The sequence below is a fragment of the Streptomyces sp. NPDC058685 genome (genome assembly GCF_042714725.1).
Lineage (GTDB): Bacteria > Actinomycetota > Actinomycetes > Streptomycetales > Streptomycetaceae > Streptomyces.
The window spans coordinates 23,183-48,866 of sequence record NZ_JBHXSL010000024.1 but is presented as its reverse complement, the minus strand read 5'-3'; the positions used below and the strand labels follow the sequence as shown (position 1 = coordinate 48,866).

The window sequence follows — 25,684 nt, the reverse complement described above, 5'->3', positions numbered from 1 at the left end:
CTACGAACGGTAGAGGTCGAGCAGCCCTTTCTGAAATTTCTGGAGTGTGACGCAAGCCGCTTGCGTGAATTGCAGTCGGTTTGCGATTTCGTGAAAGTCGGCGATAAAGCCGCTGGTGTGGGCGGATTCGAGGGTTCCAGGGCGATCGGCGGTGGAATTTGACGCGGTCATGGCGGTAGACGACTTGGCAGTTCTCTGCAACTCTCTGACCGCTGAACGCAAAAGTCTCAGTTCAACCGTGCACAAATGCCAGTCGCACGGGCACGTCGTCATGTACGCCGACAGAGCCGCGCCTCGCCTCGGCGCGAGGCCGAAGATCGGGGACAAATGAGACCGCAACGCCGGAGTTGGCGGGTGCTCTCCGCCGTGATCACGACCAGCCTTCTGTTGATCGGATGGCCGACGCTCACCGCCTCGGCGGCCGACGGCCCCAATATCGCCGCGGGCAGACCCGCGACCGCCGGCACCGCCCATGCCGAGTACCCCGCCGGGAACATCACCGACGGCAGCCAGGGAACGTACTGGCAGAGCGCCGGACCGGGCCTTCCCCAATGGGTGCAGACCGATCTCGGGGCCCCCAACCGGATCGACGAGGTGGTGCTGAAGCTGCCCGCGGGCTGGGAAAGCCGCAGCCAGACGCTGTCCGTGCAGGGCAGCGCCGACGGCACCGGCTTCACCACGATCAAGAGCTCCGCCGCCTACAGCTTCCAGCCGGGCTCGGCCAACACCGTGACCGTCGGCTTCCCGGCCACCCAGACCAGATTCGTCCGCATCCACATCACGGCCAACACCGGCTGGGCCGCCGCCCAGCTCAGTGAGCTGGAGGTGCACGCGGCCGGCGAGTCTTCCCTCGATCTGGCCCGCGGCAAGACGCTCACCGCGAGCAGCCACACCGAGGGCTACACCGCGGCCAACGCGAACGACGGCAACAAGGCCAGCTACTGGGAGAGCGCCAACGGCAGCCTCCCGCAGTGGATCCGCGCCGACCTCGGCGCATCCGTCCGCATAGACCGCGTGGTGCTGCGGCTGCCCGACGGCTGGCCGGACCGAACGCAGACCCTCCAGATCCAGGGCAGCGCCAACGGCACCGACTACACGGACCTGACCGCGTCCAAGGCTTACGCCTTCAACGCGGCCGGCGGGCAGTCGGCGACGATCACCTTCGACGCCGCCACCACGCGGTACGTCCGGGTCCTCGTCACCGCCAACTCCGGCAGGGCCGCGGCCCAGCTGTCCGAGCTGGAGGTCTACGGTCCGGCCACCGGGGACACGCAGGCGCCGACCGCGCCCACCGAACTCACCTTCACGGAACCGGCCACCGGACAGATCAGGCTGGCCTGGAAGCCGTCCACCGACAACACCGCGGTGACCGGCTACGACATCTACGCAGGCGGTGACCTGCGGACCAGCGTGGCGGGCAATGTCACGACGTTCACCGACACCCAGCCGGCGAGTGCGACCGTGTCGTACTTCGTGCGGGCCAAGGACGCGGCCGGGAACCAGTCGGGGAACAGCAACACCGTGACCCGCAGGGGCGACACCGGCGACACCCAGGCCCCGACGGTCCCGGCGGGCCTCGCCTTCACCGAACCCGCCGCCGGACAGATCAGGCTGGCCTGGGGGGCGTCCACCGACAACACGGCGGTGACCGGCTACGACATCTACGCGAACAACTCGCTGCGCCAGAGCGTGGCGGGCAATGTCACGACGTTCACGGACACGCAGCCGGCGAGTGCGACCGTGTCGTACTTCGTGCGGGCCAAGGACGCGGCCGGGAACCAGTCGGGGAACAGCAACACCGTCACCCGCAACGGCAGCGGTGGCAACGGGTCGAACCTCGCGGTCGGCAGGCCGATCACCGCGTCGTCCGTGATCCACACGTTCGTCGCCGAGAACGCCAACGACAACAGCCTCGCCACCTACTGGGAGGGCGCGGCGGGCAGCTACCCGAACACCCTCACCGTCAAGCTGGGTGCCAACGCCGACGTCAGCAGCCTCGTCCTGAAGCTCAACCCGGACAGCTCCTGGGGCAGTCGCACGCAGAACATCCAGGTCCTCGGCCGTGAACAGAGCGCATCCGGCTTCACCGGCCTGGTGGCCGCCAAGGACTACGCCTTCAACCCCGCGGGTCAGAACACCGTGACGATCCCGGTTGACGCCCGCGTCGCGGACGTCCAGCTGAGGTTCACCTCCAACACCGGCTCGTCCGCGGGGCAGATCGCCGAGTTCCAGGTCATCGGAGTCGCCGCGCCCAACCCGGACCTGGAGGTCACCGGTCTCACGGCCGCGCCCGCAGCGCCCGTCGAGTCGGATCCGATCACGCTGTCCGCCACCGTCCGCAACAGCGGTCCCGCGGCCTCCGCCGCGAGCACCCTCGCCTTCCGCCTCGGCGGGACGAAGGTGGGCTCGGCCGCGGTCGGGGCCCTCGCGGCCGGGGCGCAGACCGTCGTCAGTGCCACCATCGGCGCCCGCGACGCGGGCACCTACCAGCTGAGCGCGGTGGCCGACGAGGCGAACGCCGTCATCGAGCAGAACGAGTCCAACAACACCTACACCAGCCCCACCTCGCTCGTGGTGAAGCCCGTCGACAGTTCCGACCTGATCGCCTCGGCCGTGAACTGGACGCCGAGCGGCGCCTCCGCGGGTGACACCGTGACCTTCTCCGTGGCTCTGAAGAACCAGGGCACGATCGCCTCGGCAGGCGGAAGCCATGGCATCACGCTGACCCTGACCGACTCCAAGGGCGCCACGGTGAAGACCCTCACCGGTGCGCACAGCGGGGTCATCGCCGCGGGGGCGACCGCTGCGCCGGTCAACCTCGGTACCTGGGCGGCCGCCAACGGCTCGTACACCGTCAAGGTGGTCGTCGCCGACGACGGCAACGAACTGCCCGTGAAGCGCGCCAACAACACGAGCAGTCAGTCGCTGTTCATCGGCCGCGGGGCGAACATGCCCTACGACATGTACGAGGCCGAGGACGGCGCCGCGGGCGGCGGAGCGGCCGTCGTCGGGCCGAACCGCACGGTGGGCGACATCGCGGGAGAGGCCTCGGGCCGCAAGGCGGTCACCCTCAACAACATCGGTAACTATGTCGAGTTCACGACCAGGGCCAGCACCAACACCCTGGTGACCCGGTTCTCCATCCCGGACGCGCCCGGCGGCGGAGGCATCGACTCCACGCTGAACGTCTACGTCAACGGCACCCTCCGCAAAGCCGTCGACCTCACATCGAAGTACTCCTGGCTGTACGGCGCGGAGGCGAGCCCCGGGAACTCGCCGGGCTCCGGCGCCCCTCGGCACATCTACGACGAGGCGCACGTCATGCTGGGCGAGACCGTCCCGGCGGGCAGCAGGATCAGGCTGCAGAAGGACGCGGCGAACACCTCGCGCTACGCGATCGACTTCGTCAGCCTGGAGCAGGTCGCGCCGGTCGCCAACCCGGACCCGGCGAAGTACACCGTCCCGGCCGGATTCACGCACCAGGACGTGCAGAACGCCCTGGACAAGGTGCGTATGGACACGACCGGCACGCTGGTCGGCGTGTATCTGCCGGCCGGTGACTACCAGACGGCGAGCAAGTTCCAGGTCTACGGCAAGGCCGTCAAGGTGGCCGGCGCCGGGCCCTGGTACACCCGGTTCAACGCCCCCTCGACGCAGGACAACACCGATGTGGGCTTCCGGGCGGAGGCGGCGGCGAAGGGCTCGTCGTTCACGGGCTTCGCCTACTTCGGGAACTACACCTCACGCATCGACGGTCCGGGCAAGGTGTTCGACTTCGCCAACGTCACCGACATCGTGATCGACAACATCTGGAACGAGCACATGGTGTGCCTCTACTGGGGCGCGAACACCGACAGGATCACGATCAAGAACTCCCGGATCCGCAACATGTTCGCCGACGGCATCAACATGACCAACGGCTCCACGGACAACCTCGTCACCAACAACGAGGCCCGGGCCACCGGCGACGACAGTTTCGCCCTGTTCTCGGCGATCGACGCCGGCGGGGCGGACATGAAGAACAACGTCTACGAGAACCTGACGTCGATCCTCACCTGGCGTGCGGCGGGCATCGCCGTCTACGGCGGCTACAACAACACCTTCCGCAACATCCACATCGCGGACACCCTCGTCTACGCGGGCATCACGATCAGCTCGCTGGACTTCGGGTATCCGATGAACGGCTTCGGGACCGAGCCGACGACCGTCGAGAACGTCTCGATCGTCCGGGCCGGCGGCCACTTCTGGGGCGCGCAGACCTTCCCCGGGATCTGGCTCTTCTCGGCCTCGAAGGTGTTCCAGGGGATCCGCGTCAACAACGTCGACATCGTCGATCCGACGTACAGCGGGATCATGTTCCAGACCAACTACGTGGGAGGCCAGCCGCAGTTCCCGATCAAGGACACCGTGCTCAGTGACATCTCGATCACCGGTGCGCGCAAGAGCGGTGACGACTTCGACGCCAAGTCCGGCTTCGGCCTCTGGGCGAACGAGATGCCCGAAGCGGGCCAGGGGCCCGCGGTGGGTGAGGTCACCTTCAACGGCCTGCGGTTCGCCGGCAACGCCCAGGACATCAAGAACACCACGTCCACCTTCAAGATCAACATTAACCCCTAGGCCGGCCCCGGGATCACACCCGTGATCGGCTTCTGATCGAAACGCGGACTAGCGCAAGCCGCTTGCATGGCTTGCGCTAGTCTTGCGTGCATGACGCGACGACTTGCTCAGGTGGCGAAGAAGGTAGGGGTCAGCGAGGCCACGGTCAGCCGGGTGCTCAACGGCAAGCCGGGGGTCTCCGAGGCCACCCGCCAGTCGGTCCTGACCGCGCTGGACGTCCTCGGCTACGAGCGCCCCACCCAGCTGCGCGGCGAGCGCGCGCGCCTCGTGGGCCTCGTGCTGCCGGAGCTCCAGAACCCGATCTTCCCGGCGTTCGCCGAAGTGATCGGCGGAGCGTTGGCCCAGCAGGGCCTCACGCCGGTCCTGTGCACCCAGACGAAGGGCGGGGTCTCCGAGGCCGACTACGTCGAACTGCTGCTCCAGCAGCAGGTGTCCGGCGTGGTGTTCGCCGGTGGGCTCTTCGCCCAGGAGGACGCCCCGCACGACCACTACCGGCTGCTGGCCGAACGCCGTATTCCGGTGGTGCTCATCAATGCCGCCATCGAGAATCTCGACTTCCCCTGCATCGCGTGCGACGACGCCGTGGCGGTCGAGCAGGCCTGGCGCCACCTCGCCTCACTCGGCCACGACCGCATCGGTCTCGTCCTCGGCCCGCTCGATCACGTGCCGTCCCGGCGCAAGCTCGCGGCGGCCCACGCGGCCGCGAAGACGGCCGGCGGGGAGCTGACCGACGAGCGCGTCGAGCGCTCCATGTTCTCGCTGGAAGGCGGGCAGGCGGCGGCCTCCAGGCTGCTCGACCGCGGTGTCACCGGCATCATTTGCGCGAGCGACCCGCTCGCCCTCGGCGCCGTCCGCGCGGCGCGCCGGCGCGGGCTCGCGGTCCCCGGCGACATCTCCGTCGTGGGCTATGACGACTCCGCCTTCATGAACTGCACCGAGCCGCCGCTGACGACCGTCCGCCAGCCCATCGAGGCGATGGGACGCGCGGCGGTCGAACTGCTCTGTGCGCAGATCCAGGGCGGCGAGGTCCCGCCCGGTGAGCTGCTCTTCGAGCCGGAACTGGTGGTGCGCGGTTCCACCGCAAAGGCTCCGCGCCCCTGATTCAACCGACTGTCAATCATTTACGAAATCGGCGCGACATATTGCGGTCTTCTGTCGCCGGTGGTTGAGTGTGCCGCGTTCCCGCTGCGTGTCAGCCGCGGGTCATCCACGCTCAGGCCCGAAGGGGACCACCGATGAGAAGTGCTGGGTTCCGCCGTACGCGCCGTTCCGCCGCGACCGCGCTCGTCTCCGCGCTCGCCCTGACCGCCCTGGCCGCCTGCGGCACGAGCAGCAGCGGTGACAACGACGAGGGATCCGGCGGCGGTTCGTCCGATCCGTCAGCTCCGCTGGACCCGAAGACCAAGCTGACGCTCACGATCGACTGCATGCCGCCGGCCGCGAAGGCCGCGGAACTCAAGGAGTGGAAAGAGGACGTCAAGGCGTTCAACAAGACGTACCCGAACATCAGGATCGAGGGCCGGTCCACTCCCGGCCAGTGCCTGGAGCCGCCGCGGTTCACCGCGATGCTCAAGGCCAAGTCCCAGCCGGACGTCTTCTACACGTACTTCACGGACCTGACGCAGGTCCTGGACAACGCCGGCGGCGAGGACATCACCGCGTACGTCACGCCGAAGACCGTCCCGGCGATCGGGGACATCGACCCGAACGTCCTGAACTCCCTGAAGAAGGACGGCAAGCTCTACGGCCTGCCCACCAGCAACTACACCATGGGCCTGCTGATCAACCGCAAGCTCTTCGAGCAGGCCGGGCTCGACCCCGACGCCCCGCCGACGACCTGGGAAGGTGTCCGCGCGGCCGCGAAGAAGATCGCCGGACTCGGCAACGGCATCGCCGGGTTCGGGGAGTACAGCGCCGGCAACACCGGCGGCTGGCACTTCACCGCCCAGATGTACGGCCTCGGCGGGAACATCGTGGACGAGAGCGGCAAGAAGGCCGCCTTCAACGACGCGACCGGCAAGCAGGTCGTCGAGAACCTCAAGGCGATGCGCTGGCAGGACGACAGCATGGGCAAGACCCAGCTGCTCAAGTGGGGCGACCTGCAGAAGCAGATAGCAAGCGACAAGCTCGGCATGTTCCTCGCCGCGCCCGACGACATCGCGTACATGGTCCAGCAACTCGGCGCCAAGTACGAGAACTTCGGCATGGGCCCGATCCCCGGCCAGAAGGCCACCCTCTTCGGCGGCAACAACTACATGGTCAAGAAGGGGATCTCGCCCGACAAGATCAAGGCCGCCGTCGCCTGGCTCAACTTCAAGAACCTCACGGTCGGCAAGGGGCAGTTCGACTGGGCCCGCACCAAGGCCGACGGTCTGCCCGTCGGTGTGCCGCAGCCCAACTTCTGGCTGGGCGGCAGCAAGACGAAGGACGACGCGGCGCGCGCGGCCAACGCCACCATGCCGGTGGAGAACTTCAAGTCCTTCATGGACAACCCGGTGCAGGGCAAGGCGGAGCCGCCCAAGGCGCAGGAGATCTACAAGGTCCTCGACAATGTGATGTCGGGCGTCCTGACCAACAAGAACGCCGACGCCGGCAAGCTGCTGGCCACCGCCGAGTCGCAGGTCAACCAGATCCTGGCGAACCAGTAGCCGATGTCGGCCCCCACTCTCATCCCACGCAAGGCCGCACCGCGTCCCGGACGCGGCGGCGGGCCCCGTACGAACGCGTCGAGGGAGGCGTTCGTACGGGCCCTGCGCCGCAATCTGTCGGCGCACGGCTTTCTGATCGGCGCCGTCGTCTGCTTCTCGTTCTTCTCCTGGTATCCCATGGTCAGGGAGTTCATCCTGGCCTTCCAGAAGACCGAGAACGGACAGACCACCTGGGCCGGCTGGTCCAACCTGACCACCGTCTTCAACGACCCGGCGTTCTGGCAGGCCTGGCGCAACACCCTCCTGTTCACGGGGCTCGCGCTGGTCTTCGGATTCATCGTCCCGTTCGTCGTCGCCCTGGTCCTCAACGAGTTCCGCCACGGACAGGGGTTCCTGCGCCTGCTCGTCTATCTCCCCGTGATGCTGCCGCCGGTCGCCTCGGTCCTGCTGTTCAAGTACCTCTACGACCCGGGCTACGGACTGCTGAACCGGCTCCTGGAGCTCGCGCACCTTCCCCAGCAGCAATGGCTCCAGGATCCCGACACCGCGATGCTCTCCGTGGTCATCGCCGCCACCTGGATGAACATGGGCGGCGCCACCCTCATCTACCTCGCAGCCCTCCAGGGCATCCCGGGGGAGCTCTACGAGGCGGCCGAACTGGACGGAGCAGGCGTCCTGCGCAAGATCTGGTACGTCACCATCCCGCAGACCCGGCTCATCCTCTCGCTGATGCTGCTGATGCAGATCATCGCGACGATGCAGGTCTTCACCGAGCCGTTCCTGCTCGCCGGCGGCGCCGGCCCCGAGGGCTCGACCACGACGGTGGTCTATCTGATCTATCAGTACGCCTTCAACTTCAACAACTACGGCAGCGCGGCCGCGCTCGGCCTGGTCCTGCTCGTACTGCTCGCGGGATTCTCCGCGGCGTACGTCCGGCTCAGCCGCGCCGAGGACGAGTAGGCGGGAAGACGGCCATGACCACACGCACACTCATCTCACCCGCCCAACTCGCCAGGCCCCGCGGCAGACTGCTCTACTGGACCGCCTTCGTCCTGGTGATGGTCCTGTTCACGCTGGTCTTCCTCGGACCGCTCTACTGGATGGTCTCCGGCGGGCTCAAGACCACCCAGGAAGTCGTCCAGTCGCCGCCCACGCTGATCCCGGGCTCGGTGAACCCGGAGAACTACTCCCGGGCCTGGGAGGTGATGGACCTCTCCCGGCTGCTGTTCAACACGCTCTACTACGCCTTCGGGGCGCTCGCGTTCCAGCTGGTCTTCGACGTCGCCGCGGCCTACTCGCTCTCCCGGCTGCGGCCCGTCCTCGGCAAGGCCATCCTCGCGATGATGCTGGTGACACTGATGATCCCGGCCACCGTTCTCGTCGTACCCCAGTACCTGACGGTGCTGGACGTCCCGATCGTCGAGCGCAATCTGCTCAACTCGCCCTGGGCGATCTGGCTTCCGTCGGTCACCAACGCCTTCAACATCTTCCTGCTCAAGCGGTTCTTCGACTCGATCCCGCACGAGCTGCTCGACGCGGCCGCCATCGACGGCGCGTCCCGGTTCCGGACCCTGTGGTCGGTGGTGCTGCCGATCTCGCGACCCATCCTGGGCGTCGTGTCGATCTTCGCGGTCATCGGCGTCTGGAAGGACTTCCTCTGGCCGATGCTCACCCTGCCCGACCCGACCAAACAGACGCTCAACGTCGGTATCTACTCGCTCTCCAACGGCGTGCCGGAGAACGTGCTGATCGCCGCGCTCACGATCGCCTCGATCCCCACACTCCTGATCTTCCTCGCCTTCCAGCGCAACATCATGAGCGGTCTCACCGCGGGCGGACTCAAGGGCTGACCCCGGCCCGCACCGCCTGTTCCCCCTCGAGCCTCCGCCGCCGGCCCTGCCCTGGCGCCCCGCTGTCCGGGCCGGCGGCGGAGTCCCACCTGCCCGAAAGGACCTCACGTGGCAGCCCCTCTGGATCACACGGACGACTGGTGGCGCGCCGCCGCCATCTATCAGGTGTACGTACGCAGCTTCGCCGACGGTGACGGCGACGGCACCGGTGATCTCGCCGGGGTGCGGGCCCGGCTGCCCTACCTCGCCGAACTCGGCATCGACGCCATCTGGTTCAACCCCTGGTACCTCTCACCGATGGCGGACGGCGGCTACGACGTCGCCGACTACCGTGCCATCGACCCGGCGTTCGGCACCCTGGCGGAGGCCGAGAAGCTCATCAGCGAGGCCCGCGGACTGGGCATCCGCACCATCGTCGACATCGTGCCCAACCATCTGTCGGACCAGCACGCGTGGTTCCGGGCCGCGGTCGCGGCCGGACCGGGCAGCGCGGAGCGCGAGCTGTTCCACTTCCGTCCGGGCCGCGGCGAGAACGGTGAACTGCCGCCCAACAACTGGCCGTCGCAGTTCTCGGGGGAGACCTGGACCAGGGTTCCGGACGGCGAGTGGTACCTGCACCTGTTCACGCCGCAGCAGCCGGACCTCAACTGGAGTCACCCGGTCGTCCGCCAGGAGCACGAGGACGTCCTGCGCTTCTGGTTCGAGCGGGGAGCCGCCGGCGTACGCATCGACTCGGCTGCCCTGTGCGCCAAGGACCCGGACCTGCCGGACGCCGCCGAGGATGACACCACTCCCTACGTCGACCGCGACGAGCTGCACGACATCTACCGTTCCTGGCGGGCCGTCGCCGACGAGTACAACGGCGTCCTCATCGGCGAACTGTGGGTGCCCGACCCGGACCGGTTCTCGCGCTATCTGCGCCCCGACGAGCTGCACACCGCCTTCAACTTCGACTTCCTCGCCCGGCCCTGGGACGCGGCGGAGCTGCGTGCCTCCATCGACACGACGCTGGCCTTCCACGCGCCGGTGGGCGCGCCCGCGACCTGGGTGCTCTGCAACCACGACGTGACCCGCACGGTCACCCGCTACGGACGGGCCGAGGACACCGGCTTCGACTTCGCCAAGAAGCGCTTCGGCACACCGTCCGATCTCGTCACGGGAACCCGGCGGGCACGCGCCGCCGCCCTGCTCTCGCTCGCGCTGCCCGGCAGTGTCTATCTGTTCCAGGGCGAGGAACTGGGCCTCCCCGAGGCGGACATACCGCTGGACCGCATCCAGGACCCGATGCACTTCCGCTCGCTCGGGGTGGACCCCGGACGGGACGGCTGCCGGGTGCCCCTGCCGTGGCGTGCGGACGCCCCGCACTACGGCTTCGGTTCGGAGCAGGAGCCCTGGCTGCCGCAGCCCGCGGACTGGTCCGCCTACGCAGCCGACCGGCAGGCCGCGACGGAGGACTCCATGCTCGTCCTCTACCGCGAAGCCCTGCGTCTGCGCCGCACCGAAGCGGGTTTCGGCGACGGTCCCCTGAACTGGCTGCGGTCCGCCCCGGACGTCCTCGCCTTCGTCCGGACCGGCGGCCTGATATGCGTCGTCAACCTCGCCGGGGAGCCCGTCGAACTCCCGGGCCACACGAGCGTCCTGCTGACGAGCGGTCCCCTGGACGACGACGGGCGCCTCCCGCAGGACACGGCGGCCTGGCTGCGGTCCTGACCCGCGGCCGGGGCCGCCGGCTCATTCCTCGACGCTCCGGAGGTCTGCGGGCCCACCGCTCCTGAACGGGCACGTGTCCCAACCGCCCTGGCCCTTACCGCCTGTTCACGGTGTGGGCCTCGGCGGCCGGGGGCCGCTGTACTGGCCGCTCGGCCGCATCCGCAGCGGCTGCTCCTCGTACTCCTCCAGCGCATGAGCGATCCAGCCGGCCGTCCGCGCCACGGCGAACACGGTCTCGCCCGCCTCGGCCGGCATCCCCGACGACAGCGAGAGCACGGCGAGCGCCATGTCCACATTGGCGTGCAACTCCACATGACGGGCGGTCGTCGACTCCACCTCGCGAGCCGCCTCCAGCGCCGGACCGGCGGCCGGGATCTGCTCCAGTGCGCCGAACAGGGTCTCGGCGCGCGGGTCCTGGGCCGGGTAGAGACGGTGCCCGAGCCCCGGAACCCGGCGTCCCGCCCGCAGATGGTCGGCGACGACCGGTGCCGCCCCGCCCCGTTCGAGCACATCGGCGAGCATCCGGTGGGCGAGCCCGCTGGCCGCCCCGTGCAGCGGTCCGTCCAGCGCGCCGAGCCCGGCGGACACGACGGCGTACGGATGGGCGCGCGCGGAGGCGGCGACCCGCACCGCGAGGGTGGATGCGGCCAGGTCGTGGTCGATCAGCAGCGAGAGCGCCATGTCCAGGGCGCGCAGAAACGCCTCGTCGGGGCGTATCGCGGTGAGCCGTGACCACAGCCGCCAGGCCAGCCGGCCCTCTCCCCGGTGCGGCTCACCGACCGTGGGGAGCGCGTCGACCAGGACGGGGATCAGGGAGCGGGCGCTGCCGAGGACGGCGTCACGGCCGAGGTCGAAACGGAGCGGATCGGCGACGGCCGCGGCGATCGCCGCCACCCGCAGCCGGTCCGTGGACCCGCTGTGCAGGGGCAGCGCCTCGACCGCCCGGCGGGCGGCGGCCAGCGGCTCGGGCGGGGAGGTGAAGCGGATGCCGCTGTGCAGCGTGCCGGTCCAGAGCCAGTCGGCGATCTCCTCGTAGGAGTGGGTGCGGGCCAGCTCGGTGGCGTCCACCCCGCGGAAGTAGTACCGGTCCTTGTCGATCAGCGTGATGCCGGTGCGGATCCGCTGGGTGACGTCACTGCCGGCCGCGGGCTCCCGGCGTCCCTTGCGGACGAGCGCGTCGACCTCCTTGGCGTCGAAGGTGCTGCCGCGGCCGGTGGGGTCGCGGCGGCTGGAGAGCTGTCCGCGGCTGACGTACGCGTACACCGTCTCGGGCTTCACGCCGAGCCGCTCGGCCGCCTCGCGCGTGGTGATCCGGTCCGTCTCCGGGGCGTTCTCCGTCATGAAGGACACCGTACACATATTGATTCAATCAATATTGACAGTGATGCAATCAAGCATGGACAGTCGAATCAATTCGAGGAGGCTGTGATGCAGATGGACGCACAGACGGGCGTGGCGACGGGCGTGGCGACGGGCGTACGCACGGACGTACCGCGCGGACTCGCCGGGGTCGTCGTCACCGACACCGCGCTGGGAGATGTCCGGGGGCGGGAGGGCTTCTACCACTACCGCCAGTACTCGGCCGTCGAGCTCGCGCAGAGCACCGGGTTCGAGGACGTCTGGCATCTGATGTTCTACGGGGAGCTCCCGGACGCCGACCGGCGGCGGGCCTTCCTCGCCGAGACGGCGGCCCTGCGGCGACTGCCCGACGAGGTACGGGCGGCGCTGCCGGCCATCGCCCGCTCCAGCGCTCCGTCCGGCCCGCTCGCCGGACTGCGGACGGCGCTCTCGCTGCTCGGCGCCGCCTCCGGGCTCCGGCCGGTCTACGACCTCGACACCGAGTCCCGCCGCAGGGACGCGCTGACCGCGTGTGCCGCCGTACCGACCCTGCTCACGGCGCTGTACCGACTGGGCCGGGGACTCGAACCGGTCGAACCGCGCGAGGACCTTCCCTTCGCGGCCAACTACCTCTACATGCTGTCCGGTTCGGAGCCGGAACCCGCCCGAGCCCGGGCGATCGAGCAGTACCTCGTCTCCACCGTCGATCACGGCTTCAACGCCTCCACCTTCACCGCCCGGGTCATCGCGTCCACCGGCGCGGACCTCGCGGCCTGTCTGGTCGGCGCGACGGGGGCGCTCTCGGGCCCTCTGCACGGCGGAGCCCCGAGCCGCGCCCTGGACACCCTCGACGCCATCGGCACCCCGGACCGCATCGACCCCTGGATCCGGGAACGGGTCCTCGCGGGCGAACGCATCATGGGCTTCGGCCACCCCGTCTACCGCACCGAGGACCCGCGCTCACGCATGCTGCGGGGCATCGCGGAGAGCTTCGGCGGCCCGTTGGTGGAGTTCGCGGTCCAGGTGGAGGCGCAGGTCGAGGCGATCCTGGCGGAGCTGAAGCCGGGCCGGGAACTGCACACGAACGTGGAGTTCTACGCGGGCGTGGTCATGGAGCTGTGCGAACTGCCCCGGGAGATGTTCACGCCGACGTTCTGCGCGGCGAGGGTGGTGGGCTGGAGCGCGAACATCCTGGAGCAGTCGGAGGACTCCAAGATCATCCGTCCGGCGGCGAGGTACGTCGGGCCGCCGCCGGTGCTGCGGCAGGCGTCCTGAAGCGCCGTGCGCGGCCCGGAGTTGTCGGCCGCGTCCACTACGCTCGACCCCCATGACCAGCAAACCCGTGCCCGTCATCGTCCTCGCGGGCTTCCTGGGATCCGGCAAGACCACCCTGCTCAACCACCTTCTCCGCGCCGGCCGTGGCACCCGTATCGGCGTTGTCGTCAACGACTTCGGGGCCATCGAGATCGACGCCATGACCGTGGCCGGGCAGCTCGGGGACTCCACCGTGTCCCTCGGGAACGGGTGTCTGTGCTGTGCCGTCGACGCGAGCGAACTCGACGTCTTCCTCGACCGGCTCGCCCGTCCCGACGCCCGCCTGGATGTCATCGTCATCGAGGCGAGCGGGCTCGCCGAGCCGCAGGAGCTCGTCCGGATGGTGCTCGCCGCCGAGAACGAGCGCGTCGTGTACGGCGGCCTCGTCGAGGTCGTCGACGCGGCCGAGTTCGACGCCACCCTGGAGCGGCACCCCGAGATCGCCCGGCACCTCGGCATCGCCGATCTCGTGGTGCTCAACAAGGCGGACCGGGTCGACGACGCGGCCGGACAGCGGCTGCGGGAGCGGATCCGCGGTCTCGGCAGCGGGGCGCTGGTCAGTGCGACGTACGGGCGGATCGACCCGGAGCTGCTCTTCGAGTGCCGGCCCCGGGGCGAGCGCGTCGGCCAGCTCTCGTTCGATGACCTGCGCCTGGAGGACGAGGACGGAGACGGAGAGCAGGGTGATGGCCATGCTCATGGGCATGCGCACGGCGACCATCTGCACGCCGCCTACGAGAGCGTCTCCTTCACCGCGGACGAGCCCCTGCACCCGCGCCGGCTCCTGGACTTCCTCGACTCACGGCCCGAAGGCCTGTACCGCATCAAGGGATTTGTCGACTTCGGCGCTCTCGATCCGCGCAATCGCTACGCCGTCCACGCCGTCGGCCGTTTCCTCCGGTTCCACCCGGAGCCCTGGCCGGCGGGCGAGCGGCGACAGAGCGGGATCGTCCTGATCGGCTCGGGCATCGACAGCGCGGCCCTGCGCAAGGAGCTCGATGCCCTGCCCGTGGCCGGGCCGCGGGACGCCCCCGATGAACACACCATGTGGGGCGTCCTGCGCTTCGTACCGGACGTGCCGGAGGGCTCGTAAAGCCCTCCGGCACGTCATTCGGCAGAACCTCGATCAGCCGGCCGGGCCAGCCAGCACCGCCACCGGCGACGGCGGCGGGGTGCCCGAGCCGTCACGGCGCGGGTCCAGGTCCGGGAGCCGCGCCGGTGAGCCGTTCGGCTGGGCCGCGCGGACCGGGTTCGCGCCCGCCCAGGCGAGCAGCAGGATGTCCTCACCCTTGAGGAAGCGCTGGCAGCGCACGCCACCGGTCGCCCGCCCCTTGCGCGGGTACTGGTCGAACGGCGTCATCTTCACCGTCGTGATCGAGTCGTCCAGTGCGCCCGTCGAGCCCGCGGCCGTGAACACCACCGCGTCAGCGGCCGGGTCCACCGCGGTGAACGAGATCACCTGTGCGCCGTCCGCGAGCTTGATGCCGGCCATGCCGCCCGCCGCCCGGCCCTGCGGCCGCACCTGCGACGCCTGGTAGCGCAGCAGCTGGGCGTCGGAGGCGATGAACACCAGGTCCTCCTCGCCGGTCCGCAGCTCGACGCCGCCGACGATCCGGTCGCCCTCCTTGAGGGTGATGACCTCCAGCTCGTCCTTGTTCGCCGGGTAGTCGGGCACCACCCGCTTGACGACGCCCTGGAGTGTGCCGAGCGCGAGGCCCGGGGAGGACTCGTCGAGCGTGGTCAGGCAGATCACCGTCTCGTCCGTCTCCAGCGAGAGGAATTCCGAGAGCGGCGCACCTCCCGACAGGTTCGGCGCGGAGGCGGTGTGCGGCAGCTGCGGCAGGTCGATCACCGAGATCCGCAGCAGCCGGCCCGTCGACGTCACCGCCCCCACATCGCCTCGCGCGGTCGCGGGGACGGCGGAGACGATCACATCGTGCTTGGCGCGCTTGACCTCGTCGTCCGGGATCGGCTCGCCGGTGACGGTACGCGCCAGCAGTCCGGTCGAGGACAGCAGCACCCGGCACGGGTCGTCCGCGACCTCCAGCGCCACCGCCGCGACCGGCGTGGCACCGGACTCCAGCAGCACCGTACGCCGGTCGGTGCCGAACTTCTTCGCCACCGCGGCCAGTTCGCCCGAGACCAGCTTCCGCAGCTCGGCGTCCGACTCCAGGATCGCCGTCAGCTCGTCGATCTCGGTGTTCAGCCGGTCCTGCTCGCTCTCCAGCTCCAGCCGGTCGAACTTGGTCAGCCGGCGCAGCGGGGTGTCGAGGATGTACTGGGTCTGGATGTCGCTCAGCGAGAAGCGCTCGATCAGCCGCCGCTTCGCCTCTGCGGAGTTCTCGCTGGACCGGATGAGCCGGATGACCTCGTCGATGTCGATCAGCGCGACGAGCAGGCCCTCGACCAGGTGCAGGCGGTCGCGGCGCTTGGTGCGGCGGAACTCGCTGCGCCGGCGCACCACCTCGAAGCGGTGGTCGAGGTAGACCTCCAGCAGCTCCTTCAGCCCCAGCGTCAGCGGCTGGCCGTCCACCAGCGCCACGTTGTTGATGCCGAAGGACTCCTCCATCGGCGTCAGCTTGTAGAGCTGCTCCAGGACGGCCTCGGGAACGAAGCCGTTCTTGATCTCGATGACCAGGCGCAGGCCGTGCGCACGGTCCGTGAGGTCCTTGACGTCCGCGATGCCCTGGAGCTTCTTCGAGGAGACCAGGTCCTTGATCTTCGCGATCACCTTCTCCGGGCCGACCGTGAAGGGCAGTTCGGTGACGACGAGGCCCTTGCGGCGGGGTGTGACGTCCTCGATCGCGGCCGTGGCACGGATCTTGAAGGTGCCGCGGCCGGACTCGTACGCGTCCTTGATGCCCGTGAGGCCCACGATCCGCCCGCCGGTCGGCAGGTCCGGCCCCGGGACGTACCGCATGAGGGTCTCGAGGTCCGCGCCCGGGTGCTTGATCAGATGGCGGGCCGCGGCGATGACCTCGCCCAGGTTGTGCGGCGGCATGTTCGTCGCCATGCCGACCGCGATGCCGGACGCGCCGTTGACCAGAAGGTTCGGGAAGGCTGCCGGAAGAGCGACCGGTTCCCGCTCCTGGCCGTCGTAGTTCGGCGAGAAATCGACGGTGTCCTCGTCGATCGACTCGGTCATCAGCGACGTCGCGTCGGCCATCCGGCACTCGGTGTAACGCATCGCCGCGGGCGGGTCGTCATTGCCGAGCGAGCCGAAGTTTCCGTGCCCGTCGACCAGGGGCACGCGCATGGAGAAGGGCTGCGCCATCCGCACCAGGGCGTCGTAGATCGAGGCGTCGCCATGGGGGTGCAGCTTGCCCATCACTTCGCCGACGACACGTGCACACTTGACGTATCCGCGGTCGGGCCGCAGGCCCATCTCGTTCATCTGGTAGACGATGCGGCGGTGCACCGGCTTCATGCCGTCGCGGGCGTCGGGCAGGGCGCGCGAGTAGATCACGGAGTACGCGTACTCGAGGAAGGAGCCCTGCATCTCGTCGACGACGTCGATGTCGAGGATCCGCTCCTCGAAGTCGTCGGGCGGAGGGGTCTTCGTGCTGCGGCGGGCCATCGCGGCTGCTGCTCCTTCACGTACCGGATCTGGATCTGACGCGGACCATTGTGGACCGTCCCACTGACAACGCAGACCACGACCCGGGAACTTCGCCAGGTGTCAGCCCGCTTGCATACAGTGGCAGCACTCTCCATATCGCGATCGAAGGGACGTACATGCCCATGGGTCACACGGCCACAGCGCAGGCCGGCTCCGGCGGCCTGACAGCGACTGAGCATCGGCTGGCCAACGGCCTGCGCGTGGTGCTCTCCGAGGACCACCTGACCCCGGTCGCCGCGGTCTGCCTCTGGTACGACGTGGGCTCGCGCCACGAGGTCAAGGGCCGTACAGGGCTTGCTCACCTCTTCGAGCACCTGATGTTCCAGGGCTCGGGCCAGGTGAAGGGGAACGGTCACTTCGAGCTCGTACAGGGCGCCGGCGGCTCGCTGAACGGCACCACCAGCTTCGAGCGCACCAACTATTTCGAGACGATGCCCACCCACCAGTTGGAGCTGGCGCTCTGGCTGGAGGCCGACCGCATGGGCTCCCTGCTCGCCGCCCTCGACGACGAGTCCATGGAGAACCAGCGCGACGTCGTCAAGAACGAGCGCCGTCAGCGCTACGACAATGTGCCGTACGGCACGGCGTTCGAGAAGCTGACCGCCCTCGCCTACCCCGAGGGCCACCCGTACCACCACACCCCGATCGGCTCGATGGCCGACCTCGACGCCGCGACCCTCGAGGACGCCCGCGCCTTCTTCCGCACGTACTACGCGCCGAACAACGCGGTGCTGTCGGTCGTCGGCGACATCGACCCGGAGCAGACGCTCGCCTGGATCGAGAAGTACTTCGGCTCCATCCCCTCCCACGACGGCAAGCAGCCGCCGCGCGACGGCTCGCTGCCGGAGATCATCGGTGAGCAGCTGCGCGAGGAGATCCGGGAGGAGGTCCCGGCGCGTGCGCTGATGGCCGCCTACCGGCTGCCGCACGACGGCACCCGCGAGGCCGACGCGGCCGACCTGGCGCTCACCGTCCTCGGTGGCGGCGAGTCCTCCCGGCTGCACAACCGTCTGGTGCGGCGGGACCGCACGGCCGTCGCCGCCGGGTTCGGTCTGCTGCGTCTGTCCGGTGCTCCCTCGCTCGGCTGGCTGGACGTGAAGACGTCCGGTGGCGTCGAGGTCCCGCAGATCGAGTCCGCCGTCGACGAGGAACTCGCGCGGTTCGCCGCCGAGGGCCCGACGCCGGAGGAGATGGAGCGCGCGCAGGCGCAGCTGGAGCGCGAATGGCTCGACCGGCTCAGCACGGTCGCCGGCCGCGCCGACGAACTGGCCCGCTACGCCGTGCTGTTCGGCGACCCGCAGCTCGCGCTGACGGCCGTCAACCGCGTGCTGGACATCACCGCCGAGGAGGTGCAGGCGGTCGCCCAGGCCCGGCTGCGCCCCGACAACAGGGCGGTGCTGGTGTACGAACCGGTCTCCGCCGACCAGGACGACCAGAGCGACGAGGAAGAAGGGGCGGACCAGTGAGCGACGCCGCCGAGCCGTTGACCGCCATGACGTTCCACCCGCAGCCGCAGGCGGGTACCGCCAAGCCGTGGGCCTTCCCCGCCCCCGACCGCGGCACCCTGGACAACGGTCTGACCGTGCTGCGCTGCCACCGGCCCGGTCAGCAGGTCGTGGCCGTCGAGATCTCTCTCGACGCCCCGCTCGACGCCGAGCCGGAGGGTCTCGACGGCGTCGCCACGATCATGGCGCGCGCCCTGTCCGAGGGCACCGACAAGCACTCCGCCGAGGAGTTCGCCGCCGAGTTGGAGCGCTGCGGGGCCACCCTCGACGCGCACGCCGACCACGCCGGCGTCCGGGTCTCGCTGGAGGTGCCGGTCTCCCGGCTGCTGAAGGCGCTCGGGCTGCTCGCCGAGGCCCTGCGCGCCCCCGCCTTCGACGACAGCGAGGTCGAGCGGCTGGTGCGCAACCGGCTGGACGAGATCCCGCACGAGATGGCCAACCCGGCCCGTCGCGCCGCCAAGGAGCTGTCCAAGCAGCTCTTCCCGGCATCGCTGCGGATGTCGCGCCCGCGTCAGGGCACCGAGGAGACCGTGGCCCGGATCGACGCCGCGGGCGTCCGGGCGTTCTACGACGCCCACGTCCGGCCCGCGACCGCGACCGCGGTGATCGTCGGCGACCTCACCGGGGTCGACCTCGACGCCGTGCTCGCCGAGACCCTCGGCGACTGGACGGGCGACACCGCGGAGTCCCGGCCCGTTCCGGCGATCACCGCCGACGACACCGGCCGCGTGATCATCGTGGACCGGCCCGGAGCCGTACAGACGCAGCTGCTCATCGGCCGCGTCGGCCCGGACCGCCACGACCGCGTCTGGCCCGCCCAGGTGCTCGGTGCGTACTGCCTCGGCGGCACCCTCACCTCCCGGCTCGACCGCGTGCTGCGCGAGGAGAAGGGCTACACCTACGGCGTACGTGCCTTCGGCCAGGTCCTGCGTTCGGCACCCGACGGCACGGGTGCCTCGATGCTCGCCATCAGCGGTTCGGTGGACACGCCCAACACCGGCCCGGCGCTGGACGATCTGTGGAAGGTGCTGCGCACGCTGGCGGCCGAGGGTCTCACCGACGCCGAGCGCGACGTGGCCGTGCAGAACCTGGTGGGCGTCGCCCCGCTGAAGTACGAGACGGCGGCGTCCGTCGCGAGCACGCTCGTCGACCAGGTGGAGCAGCATCTGCCCGACGACTACCAGGCGCAGCTGTACGTGCGGCTGGCCGAGACGGGCACGGTGGAGGCGACGGCAGCGGCCGTCAGCGCCTTCCCCCAGGACCGTCTCGTCACGGTGCTCGTCGGTGACGCGTCCGCGATCGAGGAGCCGGTCAAGGCGCTCGGTATCGGTGAAGTGACGGTTGTCACCGGCTGATTGAGGCCGTCGGCCGCTTCCACCGGGAGGCAGAGCAGCCTCTGCCTCCCGGTGGAGCGGCCTCCGCGGTCCGGTGGGGCGGTGGACGCGGCCAGGGAACCCCGGCATCACACGATGCCGGGGTTCCGTCGTTTGCCCGATTTGCTGCGGGGCTTCCGCTCTGCCCTGTGGCATGCGCTACAAACAGGGCTGTCTGTTTGGTGATTGAAAGTTGCCACGCTTAGCGTCGGTCCGGCTGTTCGCCAGTACCGCCGCATCCGCGGCACGGACAGCCATCGCCGAGTCCCCGTCAGGCGCGAGCCTGGGGAGCCGGGGACCCACACGAAGTCCCTGGGGTGAATCGGATGCCTTCGCGGCTGTGCCGCGGCGGAGGCGCCCGTAGGAGACCTTCCTGCTCCGAACCCGTCAGCTAACCCGGTAGGCGAGAAGGAAGGAAAGGACCAGCCACTTCATGGCGTTCGCCCGTCCCACCGGGAAGCACCGTGCCCCGAGCCGTATGACGCGCAGAGGCGCGAGCATCGCCGGCGTCGCGGCCCTGGCCACCACCGGCGTCATCGGAACCCTCGCCTCTCCGTCGCTGGCCGCCGAGTCCGGAGCCGCCGCTCCCGAGTCCGGCACCGTCACTCTCGAGAGCACCGGCCTGAGCACGGCCGTCGCCGCCGACTCGCTCGCCACGGAGATAGCCGACCAGGCCGCGGCCCAGGAGCAGGAGGCCGAAGAGGCCGTCGCCCGCGCCAAGGCCGCCGCCGAGGCCAAGCGCAAGGCCGAGGCTCGCGCCAAGGAGGCCCGCGAGGCCCGGGAGCGCGCCGCCCGCGAGGCCGAGCGCAAGCGTCTGAACGCCTTCGTGTCACCCATCTCCGGCTCGTACGTCTCCACCGGCTACCAGACAGGCGGAGCCGTCTGGTCCTCCGGCAGCCACACCGGCATCGACTTCCACGCCTCCACCGGCACCCCGGTGCACGCGGTCGGCGCGGGCACCGTCGTGGAGGCCGGCTGGGGCGGCGCCTACGGCAACAACATCGTGATCAAGATGAAGGACGGCTCGTACACCCAGTACGGCCACCTCTCGTCGCTGAACGTCTCGGTCGGCGAGAGCGTCACCCCGGGCCGGCAGATCGGCCTCGCCGGCTCGACCGGCAACACCACCGGACCGCACCTGCACTTCGAGGCCCGCAGCGGCGCCGAGTATGGATCGGACATCGACCCGGTCTCGTACCTGCGCTCGCACGGCGTCAACATCTGAGCCACGTGACCGTCTGAGCCCGCTGGCGTTCCGAGCCCGCGGACCGTCCGATCAGCACCCAAGGCCCCGGCCCGTCGCCGGGGCCTTTCGTGTGCGCCGGCATGGATGCGGGCGCGGTATGCCCTCGTGGTGCGAGGCCGGCTACTGGCCAAAAGATATCCATGAATGCCCGCCGGGCATCGGAAAATGTGGACCGCTGCAATAGAGTCACCGAACGGTCGTCAATCGGCTGCGTTTCGCGCGGATTAAAGCGGAGGTTCGGTCATGCGCATTCCCGCGCACTCGGTATGCACAGCGATCCGCGACGACATCGTCTCCGGTGTGTTCCGGCGCGGCAGCAGACTCACCGAGGAGCAGCTGGCCCGCCGCTACGGCGTCTCGCGCGTCCCGGTGCGCGAGGCTCTGCGGACCCTGGAGTCCGAGGGTTTCGTCACCACCCGGCGTCACGCGGGCGCGTGTGTGGCGGAGCCGACCGAGCGGGAGGCGGCCGACCTGCTGGAGGTGCGGATGCTGCTGGAGCCGCTGGGCGCGGCCCGGGCGGCCCAACGGCGCACCGAGGCCCATCTCAAGGTGCTGCGCGGCCTGGTGAGGCTGGGCCAGGAGCGCGCACGCCGTGGTCAGGGCGAGGATCTGCGCTCGCTCGGCGGCTGGTTCCACGAGACGCTCGCCCAGGCCTCCGGCAGCCCGGGCCTGATCGCACTGCTCACCCAGCTGCGGCACAAGATCGCCTGGATGTACGTCGTGGAGCAGCCGGCCGCGCCCGTCGAGTCGTGGGCCGAGCACGGCGCGATCGTGGATGCCGTCGCGCGGGGCGATGCCGAACGGGCCCGGGCGCTGACCGCCGTGCACACCGAGCGGGCGGCGTCCGCGCACCGGCTTCGGATCACGGAACCGGTGAGGACTTCGCAACATCCCGTAAACACCGCGAGCGCCCGCAATTAACAGGCACGCCGTATACAAAGAGGGAGCTTTTCGCAGGGCTTCTTTTCTGCTGCCCGAATTCATTTCGCGGGACCGGAATGGCCGGGCGAACCTGCCGGAATAGCCGGGAGTTCATCCGGATGGCCAGGAGCGCCCGGTGAAAGACGGAAGAGCCGGCCCGGGAACAGGAAAGAGCCGCGGCTTCCCGTCTTCGGGATGCCACGGCTCCTCGCCGGACCGTCGGGTCGTCAGACGGTCTCGGGAAGCTCGTCGAGGCCCTCGGCCACCAGCTTGGCGAGCCGGTCCAGGGCGGCGTCGGCGCCGTCCGCGTCGGAGGCCAGCACGATCTCCTCGCCACCCTGGGCGCCCAGGCCGAGCACGGCGAGCATCGAGGCGGCGTTGACCGGGTTGCCGTCGGCCTTGGCGATCGTCACGGGGACGCCGGAGGCCGTGGCGGCACGGACGAAGATGGAAGCGGGGCGGGCGTGAAGGCCCTCGGCCCAGCCGACGTTGACGCGGCGCTCAGCCATGGTGTTGCCCTTCAAGTCTTAGCGGTTGTCTAGACCAGTCTCTCATGTGCGGTCGCGGGTCGGCACCGGCCCCGGGTCCGACCGCGGACGCCTGCGGGTCATCCTCAGACTGCCGCGCCCCAACACCCTCCGCGACCGGTGATCGCGCCGTACGCTTTCTGCCATGCAGACCCAGCCGGACCACGCCTACCCCGCTCACTGGGAAGCAGACGTGGTGCTGCGCGACGGAGGCACCGCGCGCATCAGGCCGATCACCACCGAGGACGCGGACCGCCTGGTCAGCTTCTACGAACAGGTCTCCGACGAGTCGAAGTACTACCGCTTCTTCGCGCCCTACCCCCGGCTGTCCGCCAAGGACGTCCACCGGTTCACCCATCACGACTACGTGGACCGGGTGGGTCTCGCGGTCACGGTCGGCGGCGAGTTCATCGCGACCGTCCGCTTCGACCGGATCGACTCGACCGGACGCCCGGCGAGCGCGCCCGCGGACGAGGCCGAGGTCGCGTTCCTCGTCCAGGACGCGCACCAGGGACGAGGCGTGGCCTCCGCCCTGCTCGAACACATCGCGGCGGTGGCCCGGGAACGGGGCATCCGCCGCTTCGCCGCCGAGGTGCTGCCCGCGAACGGCAAGATGATCAAGGTGTTCCGGGACGCGGGCTACACCCAGAAGCGCAGCTTCGAGGAGGGCTCCGTCCATCTCACCCTCGACCTCGAACCGACGGCGGAGTCCCTCGCGGTGCAGCGCGGCCGCGAGCAGCGTGCGGAGGCGCGCTCGGTGCAGCGGCTGCTCGCCCCGCGCTCGGTCGCGGTCATCGGCACCGGCCGGGCGCCCGGCGGTGTGGGCCGAACGGTGCTGCGCAATCTTCTGGGGGCGGGCTACAGCGGCCGTGCGTACGCGGTGAACCGGGCCTTCCCCGAGTCGCAGACGGAGCTGGAGGGCGTGCCGGCGTTCCGCTCGGTCGGCGAGATCGTGGCAGGGACGGCGGAGCCGGTCGACCTGGCGATCGTCGCCGTGCCCGCCGAACGGGTGCCGGAGGCCGTCGCCGACTGCGGTGAACACGGTGTGCAGGGCCTGGTCGTGCTGTCCGCTGGCTACGCCGAGTCGGGTGCCGAGGGCCGGCTGCTCCAGCGGGAACTGGTGCGCCAGGCCAGGTCGTACGGCATGCGGATCATCGGCCCGAACGCCTTCGGCATCATCAACACCTCGCAGGCCGTCCGGCTGAACGCCTCGCTGGCGCCCGAGACCCCGGCCGCCGGACGCATCGGGCTGTTCACCCAGTCCGGTGCGATCGGCATCGCGCTCCTCGCGGGACTCCACCGCAGGGGCGCCGGGCTCTCCTCCTTCATCTCGTCCGGCAATCGCGCGGACGTGTCCGGCAACGACTTCCTCCAGTACTGGTACGAGGACCCGGACACCGATGTCGTCCTGCTCTATCTGGAGACGATCGGCAATCCGCGCAAGTTCTCCCGCCTCGCGCGGCGGACGGCCGCGGTCAAACCGGTCGTGGTCGTCAAGGGCGCGCGGCACAGCGGCAGCGAGCCGCCCGGTCATGCGGTGCCGGTGACCCGTGTACCGGACGCGACGGTCGGTGCGCTGCTCCGCCAGGCGGGTGTGATCCGCGTCGACACCGTCACGGAACTCGTCGACGCCGGCATCCTCCTCGCCGACCAGCCCCTGCCCGCGGGCCCACGGGTCGCCATCCTCGGCAATTCCGAGTCCCTCGGTCTGCTCACCTACGACGCCTGTCTCGCGGCCGGTCTGCGTCCGCTGCCCCCGCTGGACCTGACGACGGCGGCGACGCCGTCGGACTTCCGCGCGGCGCTGGCGCGGGCCCTGGCGGACGAGGGCTGCGACTCGGTCGTGGTGACGGCCATTCCGTGGGTGGGGGAGGACGGCGACCCCCAGGCGGGCGACGGCGAGGTCCTGGCGGCGGCGCTCCGCGACGCGGCCGCCACCGCCCCGGCGAAGCCGGTCATGGTGGTGCACGTCGAACTCGGCGGCCTCGCGGACGCCCTCTCGGCGGCGACCAGCACGCGCACCGCTCCCGGACAGCCGTCTCCGGCCGCGCCGCCGCCCGAGGGAACCCCGGACAGGCGCGGCCCCGCGGACGCGAGCGGGGCCGACGGCGCCGCGCCGGACGCGGGCGGCGCCCGGCCCGCGGGCAGCCGCATCCCCGCCTACCCCGCGGCCGAGCGTGCCGTCCGCGCCCTGTCCGAGGCGGTCGGCTACGCCCAGTGGCGACGCCAGGCCGCGGAGCCGGGGCGGGTCCCCGAGTACGACGACATCGACGAGAGCGGTGCCGGTGCCCGGATCGAGGCACTGCTCCAGGCCCCCGGGGACGCCCGGGGCATCACCCTCGCCCCCGCCGACGCCCACGATCTGCTCGCCCGGTACGGGATCCATGTGCGGCCGACCCTGCCTGCTCCCGGGCCGGACGACGCCGTACGGGCCGCCGCCCGGCTCGGCTATCCCGTCGCCCTCAAGACCACCGCTCCCCATCTGCGGCACCGCGCCGACCTCGGCGGCGTACGGCTGGACCTGGCCAACGAGGAGCAACTGCGTCAGGCGTACGTCGAGTTGACGGAGCTGCTCGGGAAGCCCGAGGAGCTGCAGCCGGTCGTGCAGGCGATGGCTCCGCGCGGGGTGGACACCGTGGTGCGTGCCGCCCTCGATCCCGCCGTGGGCGCGGTGCTCTCCTTCGGGCTCGCGGGCGCTCCCTCCGAGCTGCTCGGTGACACCTCGCACCGTCTCGTTCCGGCCACCGATCGCGACGCGGCAGAGCTGATCCGGTCGATCCGCACCGCTCCGCTGCTGTTCGGCTGGCGGGGTTCGGCACCCGTCGACACCCCTGCCCTGGAGGAACTGCTCCTCCGCGTGTCACGACTGGTCGACGACCATCCGGAAGTGATCGGGATCAGTCTCGAACCAGTCGTTGTCGCTCAACACGGGCTCACGGTCCTCGGCGCGTCCGTACGCCTCGCCCCACCTGCCACCCAGACCGACCTGGGACCCCGACGACTCCCCAGCTACTGA

16 protein-coding genes and 1 riboswitch are annotated in these 25,684 nt (G+C 70.1%); of the genes, 13 read left to right on the top strand and 3 right to left on the bottom strand.

The window, feature by feature from the left end:
* Window positions 1-327 precede the first annotated feature (327 nt).
* The 6 genes from ACFWU3_RS20410 (at window position 328) to ACFWU3_RS20385 (ending at window position 10,825) form a co-directional block, all read left to right on the top strand.
* Window positions 328-4,617: a discoidin domain-containing protein gene (locus ACFWU3_RS20410; protein ID WP_384439219.1), complete on the top strand. Its 4,290-nt coding sequence runs from the start codon at window positions 328-330 to the stop codon at window positions 4,615-4,617.
* Window positions 4,618-4,707: 90 nt separating this feature from the next.
* Window positions 4,708-5,718, top strand: a complete 1,011-nt coding sequence (locus tag ACFWU3_RS20405) for a LacI family DNA-binding transcriptional regulator (RefSeq protein ID WP_384439216.1) — start codon at window positions 4,708-4,710, stop codon at window positions 5,716-5,718.
* 134 nt (window positions 5,719-5,852) lie between these two features.
* The gene (locus ACFWU3_RS20400) at window positions 5,853-7,265 is read left to right on the top strand and encodes an extracellular solute-binding protein (RefSeq protein WP_384439213.1); all 1,413 of its coding nucleotides are present in this window, start codon (window positions 5,853-5,855) and stop codon (window positions 7,263-7,265) included.
* A 3-nt stretch (window positions 7,266-7,268) separates the two neighbouring features.
* Entirely contained in the window at window positions 7,269-8,225 is a 957-nt protein-coding gene (locus ACFWU3_RS20395; RefSeq protein ID WP_384439210.1) for a carbohydrate ABC transporter permease, read from the top strand.
* 14 nt (window positions 8,226-8,239) lie between these two features.
* Entirely contained in the window at window positions 8,240-9,115 is an 876-nt protein-coding gene (locus ACFWU3_RS20390) for a carbohydrate ABC transporter permease (RefSeq protein WP_384439207.1), read from the top strand.
* Between the two features lie 108 nt (window positions 9,116-9,223).
* On the top strand, window positions 9,224-10,825 hold the full coding sequence (locus ACFWU3_RS20385) for a glycoside hydrolase family 13 protein (protein ID WP_384439204.1): 1,602 nt from the start codon (window positions 9,224-9,226) through the stop codon (window positions 10,823-10,825).
* A 105-nt stretch (window positions 10,826-10,930) separates the two neighbouring features.
* On the opposite strand, the gene ACFWU3_RS20380 is transcribed toward ACFWU3_RS20385, so the two are convergent.
* Window positions 10,931-12,166, bottom strand: coding sequence for a citrate/2-methylcitrate synthase (locus tag ACFWU3_RS20380; RefSeq protein ID WP_384439201.1), 1,236 nt, complete (start codon window positions 12,164-12,166; stop codon window positions 10,931-10,933).
* A gap of 87 nt (window positions 12,167-12,253) precedes the next feature.
* On the opposite strand from ACFWU3_RS20380, the gene ACFWU3_RS20375 reads away from it, so the two are divergent.
* On the top strand, window positions 12,254-13,438 hold the full coding sequence (locus tag ACFWU3_RS20375; RefSeq protein WP_384439199.1) for a citrate synthase/methylcitrate synthase: 1,185 nt from the start codon (window positions 12,254-12,256) through the stop codon (window positions 13,436-13,438).
* Between the two features lie 52 nt (window positions 13,439-13,490).
* Window positions 13,491-14,570 carry a CobW family GTP-binding protein gene (locus tag ACFWU3_RS20370; protein ID WP_384439196.1) on the top strand — a complete coding sequence of 360 codons (1,080 nt, stop codon included), beginning with the start codon at window positions 13,491-13,493 and terminating at the stop codon, window positions 14,568-14,570.
* Window positions 14,571-14,603: 33 nt separating this feature from the next.
* Here the strand turns inward: ACFWU3_RS20370 and ACFWU3_RS20365 are convergent, their stop codons facing one another.
* The gene (locus tag ACFWU3_RS20365; protein ID WP_384439193.1) at window positions 14,604-17,054 is read right to left on the bottom strand and encodes a DNA topoisomerase (ATP-hydrolyzing) subunit A; all 2,451 of its coding nucleotides are present in this window, start codon (window positions 17,052-17,054) and stop codon (window positions 14,604-14,606) included.
* Window positions 17,055-17,218: 164 nt separating this feature from the next.
* Between ACFWU3_RS20365 and ACFWU3_RS20360 the strand changes: the two genes are divergently transcribed.
* The 4 genes from ACFWU3_RS20360 (at window position 17,219) to ACFWU3_RS20345 (ending at window position 22,141) form a co-directional block, all read left to right on the top strand.
* Window positions 17,219-18,562, top strand: coding sequence for a pitrilysin family protein (locus ACFWU3_RS20360; protein WP_328863468.1), 1,344 nt, complete (start codon window positions 17,219-17,221; stop codon window positions 18,560-18,562).
* Window positions 18,563-18,588: 26 nt separating this feature from the next.
* Window positions 18,589-19,956, top strand: a complete 1,368-nt coding sequence (locus ACFWU3_RS20355; protein ID WP_384439334.1) for a M16 family metallopeptidase — start codon at window positions 18,589-18,591, stop codon at window positions 19,954-19,956.
* Between the two features lie 266 nt (window positions 19,957-20,222).
* Window positions 20,223-20,394: riboswitch (cyclic di-AMP (ydaO/yuaA leader) on the top strand.
* Between the two features lie 13 nt (window positions 20,395-20,407).
* Window positions 20,408-21,199, top strand: coding sequence for a M23 family metallopeptidase (locus ACFWU3_RS20350; RefSeq protein ID WP_384439190.1), 792 nt, complete (start codon window positions 20,408-20,410; stop codon window positions 21,197-21,199).
* Between the two features lie 264 nt (window positions 21,200-21,463).
* Window positions 21,464-22,141: a GntR family transcriptional regulator gene (locus ACFWU3_RS20345; RefSeq protein ID WP_384439187.1), complete on the top strand. Its 678-nt coding sequence runs from the start codon at window positions 21,464-21,466 to the stop codon at window positions 22,139-22,141.
* A 227-nt stretch (window positions 22,142-22,368) separates the two neighbouring features.
* Here ACFWU3_RS20345 and ACFWU3_RS20340 read toward each other — a convergent pair whose 3' ends face one another.
* Window positions 22,369-22,650 carry an HPr family phosphocarrier protein gene (locus ACFWU3_RS20340; protein WP_313943649.1) on the bottom strand — a complete coding sequence of 94 codons (282 nt, stop codon included), beginning with the start codon at window positions 22,648-22,650 and terminating at the stop codon, window positions 22,369-22,371.
* Between the two features lie 163 nt (window positions 22,651-22,813).
* Between ACFWU3_RS20340 and ACFWU3_RS20335 the strand changes: the two genes are divergently transcribed.
* A complete protein-coding gene (locus ACFWU3_RS20335; RefSeq protein WP_384439184.1) occupies window positions 22,814-25,684 on the top strand; it encodes a GNAT family N-acetyltransferase in 2,871 nt (956 codons plus the stop codon).